General features: G+C 66.9%; 20 protein-coding genes and 1 pseudogene. 12 read left to right on the forward strand and 9 right to left on the reverse strand.

Going from position 1 to position 19,622, the window contains the following annotated elements:
- Nucleotides 1-33: 33 nt before the first annotated feature.
- From ACIO3O_RS02350 to ACIO3O_RS02360, 3 genes are all read right to left on the reverse strand, one after another.
- Nucleotides 34-1,785, reverse strand: coding sequence for an urease subunit alpha (locus ACIO3O_RS02350; RefSeq protein WP_401740880.1), 1,752 nt, complete (start codon nt 1,783-1,785; stop codon nt 34-36).
- Complete coding sequence (ureA, locus tag ACIO3O_RS02355) at nt 1,782-2,519, reverse strand: urease subunit gamma (protein WP_401740882.1); 738 nt, start codon at nt 2,517-2,519, stop codon at nt 1,782-1,784. The genes ACIO3O_RS02350 and ureA overlap by 4 nt, the downstream gene beginning before the upstream one ends.
- Before the next feature lie 195 nt (nt 2,520-2,714).
- Entirely contained in the window at nt 2,715-3,296 is a 582-nt protein-coding gene (locus tag ACIO3O_RS02360) for a TetR/AcrR family transcriptional regulator (protein ID WP_401740885.1), read from the reverse strand.
- A gap of 322 nt (nt 3,297-3,618) precedes the next feature.
- Here ACIO3O_RS02360 and ACIO3O_RS02365 point away from each other — a divergent pair, with 322 nt between their 5' ends.
- Nucleotides 3,619-4,806 (forward strand): agmatine deiminase family protein, encoded by a 1,188-nt coding sequence (locus ACIO3O_RS02365; RefSeq protein ID WP_401740888.1) that lies wholly within the window; start codon nt 3,619-3,621, stop codon nt 4,804-4,806.
- A gap of 2 nt (nt 4,807-4,808) precedes the next feature.
- On the forward strand, nt 4,809-5,687 hold the full coding sequence (locus ACIO3O_RS02370) for a DUF4436 family protein (protein ID WP_401740889.1): 879 nt from the start codon (nt 4,809-4,811) through the stop codon (nt 5,685-5,687).
- A gap of 12 nt (nt 5,688-5,699) precedes the next feature.
- On the opposite strand, the gene ACIO3O_RS02375 is transcribed toward ACIO3O_RS02370, so the two are convergent.
- Entirely contained in the window at nt 5,700-6,338 is a 639-nt protein-coding gene (locus ACIO3O_RS02375; RefSeq protein WP_401740892.1) for a nucleotidyltransferase domain-containing protein, read from the reverse strand.
- Between the two features lie 230 nt (nt 6,339-6,568).
- Complete coding sequence (locus ACIO3O_RS02380) at nt 6,569-7,411, reverse strand: SigB/SigF/SigG family RNA polymerase sigma factor (RefSeq protein ID WP_401740895.1); 843 nt, start codon at nt 7,409-7,411, stop codon at nt 6,569-6,571.
- A gap of 6 nt (nt 7,412-7,417) precedes the next feature.
- Between ACIO3O_RS02380 and ACIO3O_RS02385 the strand changes: the two are divergent.
- Nucleotides 7,418-7,693: pseudogene (locus tag ACIO3O_RS02385) on the forward strand (integrase core domain-containing protein); the annotation flags it as partial.
- A gap of 100 nt (nt 7,694-7,793) precedes the next feature.
- Here ACIO3O_RS02385 and ACIO3O_RS02390 read toward each other — a convergent pair.
- Entirely contained in the window at nt 7,794-8,198 is a 405-nt protein-coding gene (locus ACIO3O_RS02390) for a hypothetical protein (RefSeq protein WP_401740897.1), read from the reverse strand.
- 137 nt (nt 8,199-8,335) lie between these two features.
- Here ACIO3O_RS02390 and ACIO3O_RS02395 point away from each other — a divergent pair, with 137 nt between their 5' ends.
- The 3 genes from ACIO3O_RS02395 to ACIO3O_RS02405 are packed head-to-tail and all read left to right on the forward strand — an operon-like array spanning nt 8,336 to nt 10,004.
- Entirely contained in the window at nt 8,336-8,473 is a 138-nt protein-coding gene (locus ACIO3O_RS02395; protein ID WP_401740899.1) for a hypothetical protein, read from the forward strand.
- Nucleotides 8,470-8,892: a ParB N-terminal domain-containing protein gene (locus ACIO3O_RS02400; protein ID WP_401740902.1), complete on the forward strand. Its 423-nt coding sequence runs from the start codon at nt 8,470-8,472 to the stop codon at nt 8,890-8,892. The genes ACIO3O_RS02395 and ACIO3O_RS02400 overlap by 4 nt, the downstream gene beginning before the upstream one ends.
- Nucleotides 8,889-10,004: a hypothetical protein gene (locus ACIO3O_RS02405; protein ID WP_401740904.1), complete on the forward strand. Its 1,116-nt coding sequence runs from the start codon at nt 8,889-8,891 to the stop codon at nt 10,002-10,004. The genes ACIO3O_RS02400 and ACIO3O_RS02405 overlap by 4 nt, the downstream gene beginning before the upstream one ends.
- A gap of 292 nt (nt 10,005-10,296) precedes the next feature.
- Here the strand turns inward: ACIO3O_RS02405 and ACIO3O_RS02410 are convergent, their stop codons facing one another.
- Entirely contained in the window at nt 10,297-10,533 is a 237-nt protein-coding gene (locus tag ACIO3O_RS02410) for a hypothetical protein (protein ID WP_401740906.1), read from the reverse strand.
- 379 nt (nt 10,534-10,912) lie between these two features.
- Between ACIO3O_RS02410 and ACIO3O_RS02415 the strand changes: the two genes are divergently transcribed.
- From ACIO3O_RS02415 to ACIO3O_RS02440, 6 genes are all read left to right on the forward strand, one after another.
- The gene (locus ACIO3O_RS02415; protein ID WP_401740908.1) at nt 10,913-11,425 is read left to right on the forward strand and encodes a hypothetical protein; all 513 of its coding nucleotides are present in this window, start codon (nt 10,913-10,915) and stop codon (nt 11,423-11,425) included.
- A gap of 116 nt (nt 11,426-11,541) precedes the next feature.
- Nucleotides 11,542-12,096: a hypothetical protein gene (locus ACIO3O_RS02420; protein WP_401740910.1), complete on the forward strand. Its 555-nt coding sequence runs from the start codon at nt 11,542-11,544 to the stop codon at nt 12,094-12,096.
- Entirely contained in the window at nt 12,083-13,357 is a 1,275-nt protein-coding gene (locus tag ACIO3O_RS02425) for a terminase large subunit domain-containing protein (protein ID WP_401740913.1), read from the forward strand. The genes ACIO3O_RS02420 and ACIO3O_RS02425 overlap by 14 nt, the downstream gene beginning before the upstream one ends.
- Nucleotides 13,288-13,617, forward strand: coding sequence for a hypothetical protein (locus ACIO3O_RS02430; protein ID WP_401740915.1), 330 nt, complete (start codon nt 13,288-13,290; stop codon nt 13,615-13,617). Before ACIO3O_RS02425 ends, ACIO3O_RS02430 begins: the two co-directional genes overlap by 70 nt.
- Before the next feature lie 225 nt (nt 13,618-13,842).
- A complete protein-coding gene (locus ACIO3O_RS02435) occupies nt 13,843-14,229 on the forward strand; it encodes a peptidase inhibitor family I36 protein (RefSeq protein WP_401740918.1) in 387 nt (128 codons plus the stop codon).
- 984 nt (nt 14,230-15,213) lie between these two features.
- Nucleotides 15,214-15,510: a hypothetical protein gene (locus ACIO3O_RS02440; RefSeq protein ID WP_401740920.1), complete on the forward strand. Its 297-nt coding sequence runs from the start codon at nt 15,214-15,216 to the stop codon at nt 15,508-15,510.
- 256 nt (nt 15,511-15,766) lie between these two features.
- On the opposite strand, the gene ACIO3O_RS02445 is transcribed toward ACIO3O_RS02440, so the two are convergent.
- On the reverse strand, nt 15,767-15,943 hold the full coding sequence (locus ACIO3O_RS02445) for a hypothetical protein (protein WP_401740922.1): 177 nt from the start codon (nt 15,941-15,943) through the stop codon (nt 15,767-15,769).
- Nucleotides 15,944-16,150: 207 nt separating this feature from the next.
- Nucleotides 16,151-19,411, reverse strand: a complete 3,261-nt coding sequence (locus tag ACIO3O_RS02450; protein WP_401740924.1) for an RHS repeat-associated core domain-containing protein — start codon at nt 19,409-19,411, stop codon at nt 16,151-16,153.
- Between the last annotated feature and the right edge of the window lie 211 nt (nt 19,412-19,622).

A 19,622-nucleotide genomic window follows, 5' to 3' on the forward strand; every position in this document is an offset into this window, starting at 1 on the left:
GGAAAAACCAACCAAAACGCCCGGGGAAGACGCTCAGAGGAAATACAGCCGACTCAGCGAAACCTCGTCCGCCGCCTCCGACCTCAACGCCATCCCGTCGAGCGTCACCAGCCCGTCCCGCCCGTCGACCTGGACCTCACCGAGCCGCTTGTTGCCGACCAGGTCCGCAGGTCCGATGCCCCGCGTCCCGCGCACGGCCACCCTGCGCCGTCGCGTCGCCATGTCGTCGTACGGCCTGCCGAAGGACCCCGACTCGGCGGCGGCCCGGCTCACGAACGCCACCGACAGATCGGCCGGAGTGGCCCCGTACGCACCGAACAAGGGCCCCAGCACCAACGGTTCGCACGTGTCCGTAGCGGCATTGGGATCCCCGGTCACCCCGTAGGCGGGGAATCCGGCCTTGATGACCATCTGCGGTTTCGCCCCGAAGAAGGCCGGCCGCCACAGCACCACGTCCGCCAGTTTCCCGACCTCCAGCGACCCGACCTCGTGCGCGAGCCCGTGGGCGATGGCCGGATTGATGGTCAGCTTGGCGACGTAACGCAGCACGCGCGCGTTGTCGTCGTCCGGCCCGTCCCCCTCCAACGGCCCCCGCTCGGCCTTCATCTTCCCGGCCATGGCGAAGGTCCGCCGTACGGTCTCGCCCGCCCGCCCCATGCCCTGCGCGTCGGACGACGTGATCCCGATGGCGCCGAGATCGTGCAGCACGTCCTCCGCACCCATCGTCCCGGCCCGGATCCGGTCCCGCGCCATGGCCGCGTCGCCCGGCAGGTCCGTCTTCAGCGCGTGGACGGAGACGATCATCCCGTAGTGCTCGGCGACGGCGTCCCGCCCGAAGGGCAGCGTCGGGTTGGTCGACGACCCGAGGACGTTCGGCACCCCGGCCATCTTCAGTACGTTCGGTACGTGTCCCCCACCGCACCCCTCGATGTGGAAGGCGTGGATGGTCCGCCCCTCCAGGACCCGGAGGGTGTCCTCCACCGACAGGCATTCGTTCAGCCCGTCGCTGTGCAGGGCGACCTGCACGTCGTGCTCCTCGGCCACCCTGAGCGCCGTGTCGAGGGCCCGCGCGTGCGCCCCCATGTCCTCGTGGACCTTGAACCCGGAGGCCCCGCCCTCGGCCAGTGCCTCCACCAGCGGTGCCGGGTCGGAGGCCGAACCCCGGGCCAGGAAGCCGATGTTGACGGGCCAGGCGTCGAAGGCGTTGAACGCGTGCCGCAGCGCCCACGGCGAGTTGACGCCGACGCCCCAACTCGGCCCGATCTCCTGCCCGATGATCGTGGTGACGCCGCTGGCGAGCGACGCCTCCATGATCCTGGGCGACAGCAGATGGACGTGCGTGTCGACGGCCCCTGCGGTGGCGATGAGCCCCTCCCCCGGAATCATCGTGGTCCCGGTCCCGACGACCACCTCGACCCCGTCGACGGTGTCGGGGTTCCCGGCCCGCCCGATCGCGTGGATGCGGCCTTCCCGTATCCCGATCGACGTCTTCCTGATCCCCAGCACGGCGTCGATCACGAGCACGTTCGTGATCACGACGTCGCACGTCTCGCGTACGGTCGCCGCCTTGAGGTGCATGCCGTCGCGGGCGGTCTTGCCGAAGCCCGCGAGGAACTCGTCGCCGGGCCGCTGCGCGTCCGACTCGACGCGCACCACCAGCCCGGAGTCACCGAGGCGGACCCGGTCCCCCGCGCGGGGTCCGTGCACGGTGGCGTACTCGTACGGGTCGATGTGCCGGCTCTCGCCGGGCGCACAGTGCTCGCTGTGCCTGCTCGGGCGACTCATGCGCGTATCCCTTCCGGCTGGTCCGCTTCCGAGCGGTCCGCGCCCAGATATCCGCAGGCCACGGCCCTCGTCAGGGCCCGCTCCTTGGCCCCGTCGGCGTCCAGCGGGCCGTCGACCAGCCCGGCGAACCCGATCAGCACCCGCGCGCCCCCGATCGGCACGAGCCCGACCTCGACGTCCTGGCCCGCGTCGAAGCGGGTCGACGCCCCGGCGGGCGCGGCGAGCCGCATGCCGTAGGCGGCGGCGCGGTCGAAGTCGAGGCGCGGGTTGGCCTCGAAGAAGTGGAAGTGGGAGGTGACGCTGACGGGCACCGCCGCCGTGTTCCGCACGGTCAGGGTGACCACCGGTTCGGGCACGACGTCGGTGTCCGGCCCCGGCAGGACGGCCCCGGGTGCCTCGTCGTTCCTGACGTTTTCGTCAGTTTCGGCGTGCGCTCCGAAGGGATCGGCGACGGCGGCGAGCCGTGTCCCGTCGTCGAACACGGCCTCGACCATGACTTCGGTGACGACGTCGACGACCCCGGGCAGCACGTCGGCGGGCCCGAGGACGGTACGCCCCCGCTCGATCGCCTCGGCGAGCCGCAGCCCGTCGCGGGCGGCCTCGCACACGGTGTCGGCGACCAGCGCGGTCGCCTCGGGAACGTTGAGCCGCAGGCCCCGGGCGCGGCGGGCCCTGGCCAGTTCGGCGGCGGTGAACAGGAGCAGACGGTCCCGTTCGGTGGGGGTCAGCGGCATGCCGGCCCCACAGGGGTGACGTACATGGGGGTGGTTCCTTTCGCCCCCTGCAAGAGGGGAGAGGGCTGGAGAGCGCTCACTGTGGCACTGACTGAAATTTCAGTCAAGAGTCGAGACGTACGGAAAATCCTTACGCCGCACGGGCGCGCACAGGCGACTCCAGCCCACCCTCACAACCCCCGGGGGACGGGCCCCCTACAGCTGCCGCAGCCCCGCCACCTCGACCTCGATCGCCTCCAGCACCAGCGCACGCGCGTGCTCGATGCCGAGACTGCCGCTCAGCCACCGCATGCTCAGCCCCTGGATCAGCGCGGTGAGCCGCTCGGCGGCGGAGGCCAGCGAGGCCGCCGAGGCCAGCGGCCGCACCTGCCCGAGGAGGACCGCCACCTCCTGCACCCACTGGAGCGTGGCGCGGGCGAGGTCCTCCCGCAGGACGGGCTCGAAGACGGCGCTGGCCTGGAGTTCCCCCCAGGCAGAGCTGTTCTCCCGTACCTCAGGGGTGTCCTGGAGCTCCAGGAGCAGCACCTGCTCCAGCTCCTCGCGCGGACCGAGCGGCTCCGCGTCCGCATCCTCGGTGCTGGTGTACCGCTCGGCGCGGTCGTTGATGAACTCCAGCGTGTGGCGCAGAATCCCGGTGCGGTCCTTGAAGTGGTAGTAGATGAGGCCGGTGGAGACGCCGGCCTCAGTGGCCAGTTCCTCCACGCGGAGCCCGCGGACCCCGCGCCGGGCGATGACCCGGGCGGCTGCTTCAAGGATCTGAGTGCTACGAGACGCCATGCCACAAACCCTATCCGGCTGGTCAGGGCCCCCGGCACGACCGCCTACCGCTCCACTGGCCCTCCCACCTGCGAAACCTCCCCCGACCTGCGAAAACGACACCTCTTCGCACTCCCCCAGCTTGACTGAAAATCCAGTCAGTGTCACAGTGGCGACCGTCCACCCCCACATCCGCAGGTGCCCGCTCCCTCCGTGGAGCCTCCTGACAGCAGCACGTCGGCACCCGCGTGAACTCCGGGCCCGCGATCTCCGCGCCCGCGCGCGCCACCGCGCCGCACGCGCCCCGGCCGGATAGCCTCGCCAGCCCACGATCGGAGCCACCGTGTCCCCCCTCCTCCCTTCCCACCGGAAGCCCTCCCGGCGTACGACCCTGCGCGCCTTCGCCGGAATCGGCGGCGCCCTCGCCCTCGGCGCCACCGCCTGCGACCCCGAGGACACCCCGCGCAACGCCGCCGCGAACACCCCGGCGGCCGGTGAGTCCCCCACCCCGAAGCCGGCCGCCCGCCGCTTCGGCGCCGAGTGGGACAGCCACACCCGCACCTTCATGTCCTGGCCCGCGCTCGCGTCGGTCTGGGAGGAGGATCTCCCGTACGTCCGCGAGGACATCGCCCGCATCGCGCGGGCGGTCGGCGAGTACGAGGCGGTGGTCATGCTGGCCCGCCCCGACCAGCAGGCGGCGGCCCAGAAGGCGTGCGGCAAGCAGGTCGAGGTCATCCCCCTGGCGGTCGACGACCTGTGGGCGCGCGACACCGTCCCGGTCTTCGTGGAGGAGGGCGGCAAGGTCGTCGGCGTCGACTTCAACTTCAACGGCTGGGGCAACAAGCAGGAGCACACCAACGACGCCAAGGTCGGCCGCACGCTCCTCGCCAAGTACGGGATCCCGCGCGCCCAAGCCCCCCTGGTCGCGGAGGGCGGCTCCTTCGAAACCGACGGCGAGGGCACTCTCCTCGTCACCGAGAGCTCGATCGTCAACGACAACCGCAACCGGGGCAAGAACCGCGACCAGATCGAGAAGGAGCTGATCGCGACCCTCGGCGTCGAGAAGGTCGTGTGGCTGGCGGGCGTGCGCGGCCAGGACATCACCGACGCGCACGTGGACTCTCTCGTACGGTTCACCGCCCCCGGTGTCGTCCTCCTCGACCAGGCCTTCCCGGGCACGCCCCCCGACTCCTGGTCCCGCTCGGCCGACCAGGCCCGCTCGGTCCTCAGCAGGGCCACCGACGCCCGGGGCCGGAAGTTCGAGATCGTCGACCTCCCGCAGCCGGACCTGGACCGGATCACGGGTGAGGGCGACGACTTCGTCTCCACCTACGCGAACTTCTACGTCGCCAACGACTCCGTCTTCCTCCCGAAGTTCGGCGACCGCAAGGCCGACGACCGGGCGAAGGGCATCCTCCAGGACCACTTCCCGAAGCGCGACATCGTCCAGGTGCAGATCGACACCATCGCCTCCGGCGGCGGCGGAATCCACTGCTCCACCCACGACCAGCCCGGAAAGCCCGCCGCCTGACCATGGCAACCCCCACGCCCACGCGCACCCGCCGCCCTGCGCTGCTCGGCACGCTCCTGGTCCTCCTCACCGTCGCGGTGGCCGTACTCGGGGGCCTCTGGCTCCAGTTCGGCGAACGGGAGGACCAGGACGCCCGCACGACCGTGGGCGGCTCGGCCCCGGACCGTATCGACATCGACACGTCCGTCCAGCGCGTGGACGCGCTCGCCCGCGAACTGGTCCTGCGCGTCCGTGTCACCCCGCGCGGCACGTACGCCGAGGCCGGCGGCATCTCCCCCACCGAGGACCTGACCCTCCAGACCTCCCCCTCCGTCCGCGGCGACCTGACCTTCCCCGCCCACCGCCGCATCTCATCCGTCGACGTACCGGTCACGCTGACCGGCGGCGCGGTCACGGACTACCCCTTCGACACCTACGAGACGGACCTGGAGTTCGGCGCGGTGCTGGCCGGTGAGCCGGTCCCCGTCCGCATGTCGCTCACCAACGCCGACACCCTGTTCGCCCTCGATGTGGAGGGCACGACGGTCCGCGACGGATCGGGCCGGGACGCGGCGGCCTTCACGGCGGACGTGTCACGCTCCCACAGCGTCCTGGTCTTCGCCCTCTTCATGATGTGCGCGATGTGGGCACTGACGGTGGCCGTACTCCTGGGCGGCTGGTACCTCGTCCGCCACCGCAAGGGCCTGACCTGGCCCGCCCTGAGCTGGATGGCCGCAACACTCTTCGCCCTGGCCGCCTTCCGCAACGCGGCCCCGGGCACCCCACCGATCGGCAGCCTGCTGGACTACCTGGCCTTCTTCTGGGCGGAGGTGCTGATCGCGTTCTGCGTGATCGTCGTCGTGGTGAGCGGAGTCCGCCGAGAGGACCCCCCACCACTCTGACCCTCCGCCGTCTCACCCCGCCAGCCGCGCCAACCACGGATGCCCGGGGTGTACGAGCTCCAGCCACCCCCGCAGGGCCTCCCGCCCCGCCCGCCCCAGCAGCGGCAGCACCCCGTCGAAGTCCGCCTGGTCCTTGGCCCGTACCGCCTTCGCCTTGAAGAGCAGCACCAGCTCCGGCACCAAATAGGGAATCCCCGCCTCCGTCCGCTCGACGATCACCTCGTACGGCAGCCGCACGCTCGCGTCCCGCCGACAGACCCACATCCCGCGCTCATGCGGCTCGCGAAACACATCGAACTGGTACCGCCCACTCCGCGGATCACGAAACCAGGTCTGATGCGTGGCCGCCAACACCTCGGCCCCCGCCTCCTCCCAGACCCGCCCGGTCCCCACCGCATCACACACCAACTCAGGAAAGCACGCCCGTACCTCGGAAGAGCCTGCGGCGGGCACGGCGATCTCCAGGTCCGCGTGCACCCGCGTCTGCCCACCCCGAAACAGATCCAACGCCCACCCGGCCGCGACGTACCAGGGCGCCTCGACCCCACTCAACCGCTCCACGACCTGCTCGGGCCGCCAGGCCTGCGCCCACCGGGCATCGATCTCGTCATCACTGAACACGGCACCGCCGGGCGGCAGTTCATCCCTCATGCCCCCAGCCTACGAACCCCGGCCGCGCGCCGACCGGGGGCGTTGCGGTGCTTGGCGTCCGGTCGGCATCGTCGCCGAGGCGAGGGACGTGTGCTCCGCTGGTGCCGACGCCGAGCGGTCATCGCAGAATTCTGCATTCTGCGCAACGGCGGAACGCTCTTCGCACGTGGCAGGCAGGGGCCCGAACCGGCCCCAACGCATCTGGGTGGCCCGGGGCGTGCGGGCGTGGTTCAGCAGGCGGTGAGCATGCCTTCGCGGAGCTGGCCGAGGATGCGGGTCAGGAGGCGGGAGACCTGCATCTGGGAGATGCCGAGCTCCTTGCCGATCTCGGCCTGGGTCAGTTCCTGGCCGAAGCGCATGGACAGAATCTGCCGGTCGCGGTCGGAGAGAGCGGCCAGGAGCGGGGCGAGGGTGTGGAGGTCCTCGAAGAGTTCCATGCCGGGGTCGACGTCGCCGAGGAAGTCGGCGTAGGAGGCGGCGGTCTTGGTGCTGGACTTGTCGCCGGTGTCGGCGGGGAGGTCCAGAGAGCCGGCCGTGTACCCGTTGGCGGCGACGAGTCCGTCGGTGAGTTCCAGGAGCTCGGCGAGTTCGGCGACGGTGGGGTCGCGGTCCAGGACGGTGGCGAGCTGTTCCTTGGCCTTGGCCAGTTCCGTACGGAGTTCCTGGAGGCGGCGCGGCACGTGCACGGCCCAGGTGGTGTCGCGGAAGAACCGCTTGATCTCCCCCGTGATGTAAGAGATCGCGAAGGAGGTGAACTCGACCTCGCGGGTCAGGTCGAACCGGTCTATCGCCTTGATCAAACCGATCGTGCCCACCTGGATGATGTCCTCCAGGTCCCCGCTGCCCCGGTTGCGGAAGCGGCGCGCGGCGAACTTCACCAGAGACAGGTTCATCTCGATGAGGGTGTTGCGCGCGTACTGGTACTCCTGCGTGCCCTCCTCCAACTCGCTGAGCCGGTCGAGGAAGAGGCGTGTGATCTCGCGGGCGTTCTTCGGTGCGACGGCAGTGGGGTCGGCCAGGCGCGGCAGCGGGGTGCTTGCCGGGACGACGCGCTCGCTGCTCGTCTGCGTCACAGCTTCGATGCCTGCAGGTCAACAGGGGTTCGGCGAAGCATGAGTGCGGTCGGGTCCAGCGCGGACAACGCACTCGCCGAGTCCTTCAACGCGACCTTCAAACGCGAGACCCTGCAGGGACGAAAGAGCCGGCCCGACGCACGCCAGGCACGACTCGACGCCTTCCGATAGCTCCACCGTTACAACACCCGACGCCGCCACTCCCGCCTCGGACAACGATCACCGATCGCCTTCGAAAACGCCCTCCACCTCACACCAACTACGCTGGCACCAGCCGCATAACCCGTGTTCAAGAGTCAGGGTCAAGGCCCATCCATTACGTCCGCGCTGCCTACCCCGAGCGTTTCACCATCGACCCGACCCAGGCGTGACGAGGTGCTGTCTACTCCCCTCCGTCGCTGTTCAAGGCGGTGATTACGTGATCCAACTCATTCGGCATCATTGCAACAAAAAGAGCGCCCTCGGGAGAGGTGCACTCAACGATCCTGGACCCACCGTTGATCTTCACCGCCTCGCGCAACGACGGTGAACGCACGCTGACCCGCCGCAACCCTTTCGGAAGGGATACTGCCGCACCGGCCTTGGTCCGGGGCTCCCAGACCATTCCGGAGGGACCTATCAACAGCCGTCCACGAAGCCATCGTCCTTCAAGCGAAGGATGTCGGAGCAGGCAGGGAACCTTGATCGCATTTCCCTGAGCGGCACTGTCTGCACGTTGCTTCACTTTGCGGCGGAACAACCACGCCGTCAGCCCTGCCGCTGCCAGGACAACCGCGAGTTCGATCACCGGAGCATTCAAGCATCGCTGAACCCGCGTGCCCAGTCCGTCGAACACATGCCACTACCAGCAGGTTCGCTTCCAATCACCCTCCAGAATCCACGAACCCGCTGGTTTCGGGGTACCTGCAGTGGTCGTCCACGCGCGTGCGCATCACCCAGGCCGAGGTTGAACTCCTCGATGCCCTCTACCAGCGGTTCGTCGCTGACCAGAACAGCGATCTCGGGTTCGGGTGGCACGTCCTCAACGAGGAGCACCACGCCTCCGAGGGGGCCGTCGCGTGACGCGCAGCTTCGACGTCCGCTTCGATCCCGCCTACCCGCTGGCGAAGCTGCGCCTTGCGGACTACAACCCGCGCCGTCTCTCCCCCGAGTCCTTCGTCCGTCTCCAGGGTTCGCTGGGCCGCCACGGTGTGGTCAAGCCCGTCATCCTGAACGCGGACGGAACCCTCGTCGCCGGTCACCAGAGGACCAAGGGGCTGAAGGCCATCGGGCGGGAGACGACTCCGGCGATGATCCGCAGCAGAGGGTCCGCCTCCAGGACGAGATCAAGTTCAACCTCCTGCACAACCGGGTCGAATCCGAGTCCTCGCTCGTCTACGCCGAACCCGGACCGATCGGCCAGTGGTCCTGGATTCCGTGGCAGTCCATCCAGGTCGCCGAGTCGAAGAATCTCCCCTTACAGCAGGCGATCGCGTTCATGACCGCAGCTCACGGCGCGTGGGGGTCGGTCGTTATCGACGACCAGGGGCGCGTCGTCCTGAACGCCGAGTACGCGGCCGTCGCGAAAACCCAGCGGTTCGACGTCCTCGCCTGGACGTGCGCCTCCTCGGACGCCGCCGAGCTAGTGCAGGACCTCACGGGCGAGTACGGCGTGTACGACTGGACCGGCCTGGAGGACCAGGCCCCGGTGTGGAACCAGCACATCGTGCAGCCCAACCGGCTTCGCGAGCACTCCTCGAAGGCGAAGGCCGACCAGGTCCGCTACAAGTCCGAGGTGTGGGAACGCCTCGCCCTCCCCCGGATCACTACCTCCACACGCGTGGTGGACTTCGGGGTCGGCCACGGCAATTACGCCCGGCACCTGCGCGGTGAGGGCTACAAGGTTCAGGACTACGAGCCGTACCGCACCAAGGGCAAGTACGCCCTCGACATCCGCACGATCGTCGGCCAGATCCGCGGCATCGAACGGGAACTGCGGGAGCGGGGCCTGTACGAGGTGGTAGTGCTGGACTCCGTCATCAACGCCACGACGTCCCTGGACTACCAGCACTGGGTGCTCCTCACCGTGAACGCACTCTGCGCGGCCGACGGTCAGGCAGGCATCGGCACCCGCAACCTGGATCGGGAGCTGGCTTACGAGAACTCCGGGCACTCCATCAGCCGCGACTCGACCCGCCTGAACTTCCTCGACAACGAGAACGTAGACATGCGCTTCGTGAAGGGGAAGTGGCAGCGCATCCGCTATCACACCGCTGAGTCCCTACGCGGCCTGCTGCTGCGCTGCTTCGAGGGCGAATCCATAACCGGTTCGCGTCGAAATCGAGGCGCAGGACACTTACCGCATCATGTGGCTGGCAGGCGTCCGCGAGGTCGACCTCACACAGCACTGCCTGAAAGCGTTCGCCGAGTGCGACCGCCACGACGTCACCCACCGTCGGCGCATCCAGACTCTCTTGCTGCCAGCGTACAACCCGCCCGCCGCCTGGCATCTGTGCGCTCTGCCGATCCCCTGGGACTGGGGGCGGAACGCGCACCTGGCATTCGCGCACGCCGGGCGAAAATTGGGAGGGAGACGCCACCGTCCCCGGCCTGAAGGTGAAGCTGACCAACGCCCGCCCCATAACCGGCTGGGGTGAGCACAGCATTCCACCAAGGGTGCCTCTCCGCGGCAGCCACCGCTACCGATCATGCAGGAATTGGCAGTTTGGATGGTGGCCGCACCTCAACCGAAATATGCCGCATTCACAACGACGAGCCCGCGAGGAGACATTGGGCCTTCACGGGCAGTTAGCTCTTGACCATCTAAATTAGCCAGCGAAGCGGATGTGCTGGATGGTCGCGCTCGACCATCCAGCACATCTTCATTTCATGTCACTAGCGGCGAATCAGCACTTTCCAGCCTTCACCGCAACGTACGGGCGGCACTTCCCCGCAGGGTACGGGCCCTGCACAGGAACGTACTTCCACAGAATGTGGTTCGAGCACTTCATCACCTGGCTGGGATCGAGGCAGGCGTTGGGGTCGAAGGTCATCGCCTTCGCCTCCGTGTGATTGGCGGGAAGTGCCGCAAAAAGGGTGAGGCTGAACAGCCCGGTCAGGACCGCAATAAGCGTCTTACGCATGTTCTTTCTTTCTCCCGTTTACTGCGCCATTTCTCTGGCGCCGAGCGATCATGCTTTTCACGCAGGAGGCATGTCAAGGTCGAATAAAGGCTTCACATTCGGGAAAGGCTCGATAGAGATGGCGAGAATTGCGTTGCTTTGAGCACGACACAAGCAAGGCAAAAGCCGCAACTCAGTCACGCCAGCCGTTCACGTGACGGCAAAGTCAACCCATCGGTTCCACCAAGATCATCGAATTCTGAGATGCAGGTCACATGCATTCCATTCAAGATCATTTACCAGGAGGGGTGAGCCATGCCTTAAGGTGCATGAACACAGAAAGCGAACGAGAGGACAGCCCGTGAGGCGAAAGTGCCCCCTGCGGCTTGCCGGGATAGCGGTGGCCTCGCTGGCTTTTGTCACGGCCTGCGGAGCCGGGTCAACCGAACCCGCGAACACTGCAACTCAGGCCACTGCTAACGATGTTGAGATCAACGGCAAAACACCCTGTGCAGCTGTCAAAGCACAGCAGGGAAAGCTCCCTGTAAAGGGGAAAATCGAAGCCGTTGAGCCTTCTGAGGGTGCACCCCAGAGCGCGTGCGCGGTCACGCCAGACGAATGGGAACCAGGGCGAAGCCTTGTGGTCACCTTCGCCAAGCAGCAGGCTGCCGACTGGCTCAAGAGTCAGGGCATAGCCGAACCCTCGCAGAAGAAGACCACCGCGTACACAGTATTGAGCGGGAAGCTGCCAAACCAAAATCTCAGCTGCCACAGCGGAATTGACACCCCGTCAGGAAAAAGTGTCAATGTTCAGCTTTCCTCAATGGCAGGACAAGGGGTCGCAAGCAAAGACCTGTGCGGTGAAGCAGCAAACATCGCCGAGGCGTTGGCAAACGAGACCGGCAAGCAATAGCTGACCGTCCAACGAGACGCGCTGGCGGCCCTGTTGCCCGATACAACTTCGCACGACTCCCACCCCACCTTCAGTACAGGATCATGTAAGGGTGGCGTGGGGCCTGGGAGTTGTTCATGGGCCGCCCCAACAGGGCGATCAGGGCTGCGATCACCCAGCACCGTGCGGACGCGATCGACCTCAAGCTCGCCGGCATCGACTGGCTGACGATCGCCCGCAAGCTCGCCGCCACCCCGTCGATCAACACCGACGGGGTGGCGTACCCGCAGGGGTACGACATCGACAGGTACAAGCGCGGCCAGGAGCCTCCCACCGACAAACGCCTGATCGAACTGGCGTGCAAGGACGTCTCCAAGGCCCTCCTGGAGCGCACCACCGTCCTCGACGGGAACAGCCACGAGCTGCGGCAGCTGATGGTGGAACGCCTGGAACGGCTGTTCTTCACCGTGTACCGGGCGGCAATCCGCTCCGGCGACTACCAGGCCGTGGACCGTGCGGTGCGGATCATCGAGCGCAGCAGCCGCCTCCTCGGCCTCGACCAGCCGGTCCGTACGGAACTGACTGGTCTCGACGGCGGTGCGATACAAATCGAGACGACGGGTCTCACCGAGCTGGAACGCCTGATCGCCCTCGCCGGAACCACCGACGCGGCTGGGGATGCCGAAGGCTGATGAGGCTGCGGTCCTCGCCCTGTACCGGTCGCTTCCCGCGCACCAACGCCGTGAGACAACCGCAGCTTCCACCCCACAGCTTCGCGCCCAGCTCGTCCGTGTCGAACGCGAGCTGACGATGGACCGCTCCCCCGGTGCTATGGCATCGGTCCTCACCGAGGGCCGGGAGATGCAGGCCCCGCACCTCGCGAAGATCGACGCCGCGTTCGAGCGGGTCGCCGCCGGGAAACCGACGAAGCTCCCGCTGACGATGCCCCCGCGGCACGGCAAAAGCAGGCGGGCCGCCCGGTGGGCGCCGCTCTGGTACCTGCGCAGGCGTCCGGAGCACCGGGTGATGATCGCCTCGTACTCCTCCGACCTGGCCGACGACCACGGCCGGTGGATTCGCGACGCGATCCTCAACTACAGCCCCCAGCTCGGCATCAGCCTGCGCCCCGGCTCCTCGGCCGCGAACCGCTTCGACCTCGCCGGGACCGAGGGCGGGGCCGTCATGGCCGGTGTCGGAGGTGGCCTCACCGGCAAGGGCGCACACCTGGCGGTGGTGGACGACCCGATCAAGGACGCAGCCGAAGCATCCTCCCCCACCATGCGGAAGCGGCTGTGGGAGTGGTGGCAGGCCGTACTCCTCACCCGTATCGAGCCGGGTGGGTCCGTCATCCTCATCCAGACCCGGTGGGACGAAGACGACCTCGCCGGCCGCGTCCTGGCCGATGAGGGCGACCGGTGGACGGTCATCGACCTGCCGGCCCTCGCCCTCTCCCACGACGACGCGCTCGGCCGCCCCGTCGGCGCACCCCTGTGGCCCGAACGCTACGACCACGACGCCCTCACCGAGATCCGCCGCTCGGTCGGTGAACGCGTGTGGTGGTCGCTGTACATGCAACAGCCGCGCCCGCAGGACGGCGGCGTATGGGAATGGGCGTGGATCACCAACAACCGCACAGCGCAGCCCAGTTCCGAGGCATCGACCTCACTCGCATCGTCGTCGCCGTCGACCCGCGGGCGGCGAGTCCGCAGTCTGCGACGAGACCGGCATCGTCGCCGCCGCCACCGACCGCGACGGGCACCTCTACGTCCTGGACGACCGCTCCGGAAACCGAGGGGGCGGATGCGTGAGGGCGTGAGGCGTGCCTGCTCGCGATCGAGCTGCGGGCAGACGCGATCATCGTGGAGCCCAACTACGGCGGCGACATGTCGAAGCAGATCCTCAACCAGGCATGGCAAGAACTGCGCCGGGAGAAGCGCACGGAGAACATGCTGATGCCCGCCGTCCTGCCCATCACCGCGAAGTACGGCAAACGGCTACGCGCCGAGCCAATCGCCCAGCTGTACGAGCAGCGCCGGGTGCACCGCGTCGGTGAGTGGCCGGTGCTGGAGCAACAGATGGTGACGTGGGTAGCCGGGGACAGCCCGGACCGCATGGACGCTGCCGTGCACGCGATGACACAGCTTGCCGATCCGCAGCACAGCAGTGCGTCTTCCTCCGCCTATCGGGACGGTCGCCTTGCAGGACGTCGGTGAGCCAGCTCTCCCCCCAATCTGGCCTTGTTTTCGTGAACCGATGATGGCTTCGGTCCCCGTCACGGAATAGCTGAGCTGGGAAAATACCCAAAGCGGCCAGAACTGCCAAAAACAGCTCAGGGTTCCCCCGGATGTGCCGTGCAGCCGGTGCTCGTAACTTCCCGATTGCACGGATCTCGCAGCAAGAAGTCTCCAAGCCAATCGGCTCTCGAAGGAGGTAACAGCATGCGTACGAACAGCAAGCTCGCAGCCGCGATCGGTGGTGTTGTGCTGACCGGCGGGCTACTGGCAGGGACTGGCACTGCCGGGGCCGTCGGCGCCGAAGCCAACGTGCGGGCCCGGAGCGACTGCCCGAGCACGTACTTCTGCGTCTGGGCCGGTCAGAACTACACGGGCCGCATGCAGAAGGTCGCACAGAACAACGCCGACCTGACCCCGTATGTGGTCTTCCAGGGCTTCAAGTCCTGGTACAACCACGGTGCTTCCTGCGACTACAGGTGGTACGGCAACACGAACTACGGCGGATCGACCGGCATCATCGCCCAAGGTGCCTACGGAACCGGCGCTACGGTCTGGACCCAGAAGTCCAACAAGTGGGTGAACTGCGGCTGACCTGCTGTCAGCGACGTCCGGAGCCCAGCACCTCACTCCGAGCCCGTCTTCCGCCCGCACCGGGCGGAAGACGGGCCCATTGGGCTCCGTCCGGCCTGAACTGCCGACGGCCACACGAAACGCTCCCGTTCCGGCCCCGACCGCAGGGGTGGTCCGGTCAGTACAAGGTCTCGTCGGTCGCTTCCTCGAGAGAGGAGAAGATGTGGAAGGCGTCCGCGGGTGCCAAGACGACGAGCCGCTTGTGCACCAGCGGGAACAACGACCTAGCGAGCGTGGGCCGCTCCCGCCTGGTGTTGAGCAGCAAGCGGAGGACATTGGCGTTCAGGGATTCAGCCGCGACATGTCCACGACGACGGGTAGACCGGTCATCGCTCCGGCCTCCAAAGCCATGGTCAGCGGGTCCTGACGTGGCCACTCCTGATGTGCGTCGGCCGCCGTCCCAGAATCGGACGGATGACCTTGCAGGTCAAGGAGTATTCGAGGCGCGGTGTCACCCGCGTCCTGTGGCTCGTCAGATCGGTGCCGGCGGTCAGCTCCGGGCGGGTCGGCACGTGGCCCTCATGGATCACCGTCTTGAACCGGCTGCTCTTCGGGTTGACGCTCACCACTCTCGATGGTGACGGCCACCGACAGGCAACGCCTCCCGCGAAGCGCGCCTTGTCGATCGTTCCCCAACGGTTCTCTCGACAACCGGGATTGGCGAAGGCCCCCGTGCATCGGCTTCGAGCGCGTCGGGGGCCTTGCCACACCGCTTGGAAAGTGCCCATTCAGCGTAACAGCGTGTAGCTGAGGCATTCCCGGGCCTCAGACCGGACCGTCCTGCCGGTATTCCACTATGGCCAATGGTCTGTCGAGGAGGGGAGGCCGTCATGGCCGGGCGGCTTCGTGGTGAACCTAGCCTTGCCGCCGGGCAAGCATGGCCGGCAGCTGGACGTGGGAAAGCTGGAGGCCCTGGAGGCTGATCAGGGGGCAGGGGTTCGTCCGATGACGAACGGCGAACTGCCGCCCTTGGTGGGGGCTCAGGAGTACGGCGAGCTGTTCGGGGTGACGCAGGTTGCGGTGTCGCAGTCACTGAAGCGGCTCCCGGAGTGCGATTACCGGCTGTCTGGTTCGCGGCTGTGGCTACTGGCGACAGTGCTGGACGCGGCCGCGGACACGATGGCCGGTTCGCGGGGCGGCAGGTGGCAACTCCACGGTGGGGTGGCGGAGGCATTGCGGTCCGGCACGTACGAGGGGCCGGGGTCGGCGTTCGTCAAGCGCGGGCTGGCGGCAAAAAAGTAGCGGCCCTCGCGCTAAGGGTTGGAAAGGGCTGACCTCTTGGCCTCGTGGACAACGACTCGGACGGCCGGAGGCCTGGCTAGAGCGGGCTTCACCGAGGCGAGCCCGATCGGCCCCGCTTCTGGGTAATTCGCGAAGTTCAGTCTGTTTGGAGCGTTTGCCATGGACGCAAGTGCAGGCCCTGCCCTCGACGGCTGGCCCTCCTGGGACTGCACTTAACCGCGTTTTCCCGATACCCGCGGCGTCAGCGACTCACAGCTCAAAGCCTCTTTTTCCTGAAACTGTGATTCCAAATAGCAATGACCAAAACCGTCACGGTCACAAAGATGACAATCCCAAGAGCGGTAAACGTGCCATCACCACTTCGCATTCCAACGAAGATGGCACCTAGAGCAACAATGAGTGACAGGACTATAAAGATCAGCAACTTCTGCACTTCTACTCCATTCTTGTCGACAAAACGACGATAAACTTCGGGCCGCCCTCCGAAGGAGAGCGATCCCAACGGTGCGGGCTGGCATGCATCTCGCGAGGCATGCATACCAGCCCGCTCATCAACCTCACCTTGCTTGCGTTGAGCGGCGATCAGACCAGTTCTTCTTAGCCGATTGGCGCAGCTGAGTGCATTTAGCGGCTGAGTGAGTTACCCATAGGTCACTATGCTGGCGCCTGTTCGCGATCCAACCATGCCCACGGCGCAGGCAGTGGCACCTACAGCGACAAAACCGACGGGTCCGCCGAATACCTCTCCTGCTATGAGAAGACCCGAGGAGGACGCGGCGCCTACTCCAGCGGCGCAACCTGCGATGTCACTCACCAGTTGAGCCCCTATGTTGAGGGCGTCGGAGAAGCTGAACGTCCCCATCGGATCAATGCGGTTGACGGGGTCGCCCTCGGCGTACAGGTAGGGATTCTTCTCCTGACCCGAGGGGTCGGGGCTGGTGAAGCGGCCGATGCGGGGGTCGTAGTAGCGGGCCTTGAGGTGGTACAGGCCGGTCGGGTCCTGGTAGCCCCCGGCGAACCGGTAGGGCTGGGGCACCTTCTCGGTGAAGGTGCCGTCGACGCCGCGCGGGCTGTAACGGTACTCGTTCACCTTCGCGCCGGTCTCATCTGCCATGGCCAGGACGGAGCCCAGTGCGTCGGTGAGGTAGTAGTACGACTTACCCCCGGTCGTCATGGAGTTCAAGGTGCCCTGCGGCTCGCGGTTGAATCCCATGTCACCGGCGGGATCGGTCTTCCCCGACAGACCGAGCGGGCCGTTGTGGAAGGTGGTGTCGCCGTAATAGAGGCGCTCGGACTGGTCGGTGGAGCCGTAGGTGCCCGAGTACGTCTTCCCCGCCACGGAAACCGAGGTCTGCTGCGAGTGATCCGACCAGACGCCGCCGGTACGCGCCCGCTCGACCCCGCTGGCACCATCGGTCTCGTTGCCCGCCTTGTCATAGCCCCATCCGGCGGTGGATCCGGCGCGGGAGATGAGCTGGGAGGCGTCGTTATAGGTCAGGGCTATACCAGCTGGGCAGCCCTTGGCGGAACCCTGGGACGTGAGGTTGCCCGCCGCGTCGTAGCAGTACTGGTAGGACGCGGCGAGCGTGGTGCCCTTCTTCTCCTCGGAGTAGGAGAAGCGGCCCGCGCTGTCGTAGGTGTAGGTCTTCGTCAGGCCCATCACCCCGTCCGTGGACGTGCGGATCTTCGCGCCGTCCTTCGTCGCCGTTCCGGCCACGTAGGAGTAGGTGTACGAGGTGCTGGTGAGGGTGCCCTTGGGCGAAGTCGCCTTGATCAGGGTCGGACGACCGGACTTGTCCAGCGTCGACTCCTGGACGGTCCCACCGGGGTAGGTGATCTTCGTGCGCTTGTCGTTCGCGTTGTAGGCGTACGTCGTGGTCTTGCCCGACGTATCCTTCAACGCCGTTAGACGGTTCGCGGCATCGTACGCGTAGTCCGTCAGCCCCGTTGGGTCCTTGTAGGTGTCGACGTTGCCCGCGGCGGTATAGGTGAGCTCGGTCTGCGAGCCGTTCTGCAGGGTGCGGATGGTCTCGCGCGAGAGCGGGTCGAACTGGTACTTCATGACGCCGGTGTCGTCGGTGCGCTGGGAGAGGTTGCCGTCACCGTCGTACACGTAGCGCACGGTGGTGGAGGTGGAGGACACCTCGGTGATCCGGTCACGGCTGTCGTAGGTATAGACCGCCCCGACTCCTCGCCCGTCCTTGACCGTGTCGATGCGGCCGAGGGCGTCGTAGGTGTACGTGGTCTTGCCGACAGGTGCGGGCGGTGCCACCTCGATGAGGTTGCCCTTGGCGTCGTACTTGAAGGACGTTACCTTGCCGCGAGCATCCGTAACGCTGCACCGCTGGCCTTCGAAGCCGCCGCATTTGGGGGTGGCGGGGTTGTAGTCGTACTTCTGCGTGCCACCGCCCGTACCGGACACAGCAACGGAGGTGGTGTTGCCCGCCGCGTCGTAGGAGTACGTCGTCTTCTCACCATCGGCAGACGTCTGGGTGTTCGGCAGGTCGCGGCCGGAGACGGTGTTGTACTTGTCGACCGTTTCGGTCGCGCCGGTCGGCAGCTTCGCCGAGGTGGCGTTGTTGCGGGCGTCCCCCCCGTACTCGGTCTCGTTGCCCGGGGTCGCCCCCACGCCCATGGCGTCGGTGGCCGTCTTGACGTTGTGGTTGGCGTCGTACGACGAGGAACGGTTGTGGCCGAGGGCGTCGGTGGTCTTGGTGACGCCGCCGTCCTTGTTCAACTCGTAGGTGGTGGTGTGCTGTTCGGGGTCGGTGACCTTCGTCTTCTCCGACTCGTACACGTAGGTGAAGGTGGGTCCGGTGTGGCCAGTGCCGTTGAAGGCAGTGGCCCGCTGCATGGAGGTGACGCGGTTGTTCGCGTCGTAGCCGAAGTTGGTGACCCGCCCGTCGGGGGTGGTGATGCGGGTTAGGCGGCGCGAGGAGTCGTACTCAAAGACGGTCGACTTGCCCGCCGTGTCGGTGGTCTTCGCGAGGTCACCGGCCGGATTCAGGTCGAACACAACGGTGCGGCCGGTGTGGTCCTTGGCCTGCCACTGCGAGGCATCCGTCTTCACCAGGTCCACGAACCGGCCCGAGCGGGTCTCGGTCAGCTTGAAACCCTTGTGCTCCGCACCCTCGTCGTGCTGGGTCACCGTGATGGTGCCGTTGTTGCTGTCTGTGACCTTGGTGAGCGTGCCGTACTGGCTGTAGGTGTCCTTGGAGCCGGACTTGCGGTCGGTCAGGGTGAACGTGCCGTCCGCGTTCTTCTTCAGGTCCTTCGAGTACCCGGCCGGAGTCGTGTACGTCCCGTCAGCCTTCGTAGCGAACTTCACCGAGGCGCCGGTGGCGTCGTAGAGGACGAACTCGGTGTCGGTGATCTGCGCGTACCGTTCGTAGCCCTGCCACCACCGCTGGGAGACCTTGCCCCACGGCGCATCCATCGAGTTGTACGTCCGCGCCAGCTGCAGATTCTGGCCGACACCCGCGACGTCGAAGTCGGTGGCGGCGAGCATCAGGTTGCCGGTCGAGTAATTGACACGAGCAACCAGTGAGTCAGTGATACGGAAGTCGGAGATCTTGTGCCACGGCACCGACCCCTGCCCCTTCGGCACCTCCGCCGCCAGCGGGGCCGCCGCAGCGGACGGGGCCGCGAAGCGGGCCTTCTGCCCGGACTCCGCGCGCGCCTCCTGCGCCTTGCGCCACGCCGCTCGCTCTTCAGACGGCTTCGCTTCTGCCTGCGGCGCGACGGGCTTCGTTTCACCCACCTTCACTGGCGGGATCGGCAGGCTTCCGGCCTTCTTGCCCCATACCGAGTCAGCAGGCAGTGGCGGGGGCTTCACCGGGGCGGCCATCGCGGTCGGCAGGGCGCTGGCCCCTAGAGCCAGAACGGCCAGGGCAACAGTCAAGGAGCGTCTCGCCCGGATTCGGGCGTGCTTGTGCTGCAACTTCCCCCAAGGAAATGCGAACTGACGTGCCGTGATGGCCTCATAAGCCCCCGACAGCACACACATTTACATGGAACCTCCACGAACTTCAGGCCGTGCCCTCAAAGTTTTTGATCATGCGTGCGACGTTGGACACATTTCGAGAGCACAAACGTTGACATACTTGACTTCT

It is taken from the genome of Streptomyces sp. NPDC087440 (assembly GCF_044744005.1).
GTDB lineage: Bacteria > Actinomycetota > Actinomycetes > Streptomycetales > Streptomycetaceae > Streptomyces.

Bases quoted from the DNA above. Each gene is read 5' to 3' on its own strand.
- ACIO3O_RS02350 (WP_401740880.1), bottom strand. From the start codon at position 1,785: ATGAGTCGCCCGAGCAGGCACAGCGAGCACTGTGCGCCCGGCGAGAGC.
- ACIO3O_RS02430 (WP_401740915.1), top strand. From the start codon at position 13,288: ATGTCGAAGCAGATCCTCAACCAGGCATGGCAAGAACTGCGCCGGGAG.
- ureA (WP_401740882.1), bottom strand. From the start codon at position 2,519: ATGCCGCTGACCCCCACCGAACGGGACCGTCTGCTCCTGTTCACCGCC.
- ACIO3O_RS02425 (WP_401740913.1), top strand. From the start codon at position 12,083: ATGCCGAAGGCTGATGAGGCTGCGGTCCTCGCCCTGTACCGGTCGCTT.
- ACIO3O_RS02405 (WP_401740904.1), top strand. From the start codon at position 8,889: ATGACCGCAGCTCACGGCGCGTGGGGGTCGGTCGTTATCGACGACCAG.
- ACIO3O_RS02435 (WP_401740918.1), top strand. From the start codon at position 13,843: ATGCGTACGAACAGCAAGCTCGCAGCCGCGATCGGTGGTGTTGTGCTG.
- ACIO3O_RS02440 (WP_401740920.1), top strand. From the start codon at position 15,214: ATGACGAACGGCGAACTGCCGCCCTTGGTGGGGGCTCAGGAGTACGGC.
- ACIO3O_RS02410 (WP_401740906.1), bottom strand. From the start codon at position 10,533: ATGCGTAAGACGCTTATTGCGGTCCTGACCGGGCTGTTCAGCCTCACC.
- ACIO3O_RS02360 (WP_401740885.1), bottom strand. From the start codon at position 3,296: ATGGCGTCTCGTAGCACTCAGATCCTTGAAGCAGCCGCCCGGGTCATC.
- ACIO3O_RS02370 (WP_401740889.1), top strand. From the start codon at position 4,809: ATGGCAACCCCCACGCCCACGCGCACCCGCCGCCCTGCGCTGCTCGGC.
- ACIO3O_RS02420 (WP_401740910.1), top strand. From the start codon at position 11,542: ATGGGCCGCCCCAACAGGGCGATCAGGGCTGCGATCACCCAGCACCGT.
- ACIO3O_RS02375 (WP_401740892.1), bottom strand. From the start codon at position 6,338: ATGAGGGATGAACTGCCGCCCGGCGGTGCCGTGTTCAGTGATGACGAG.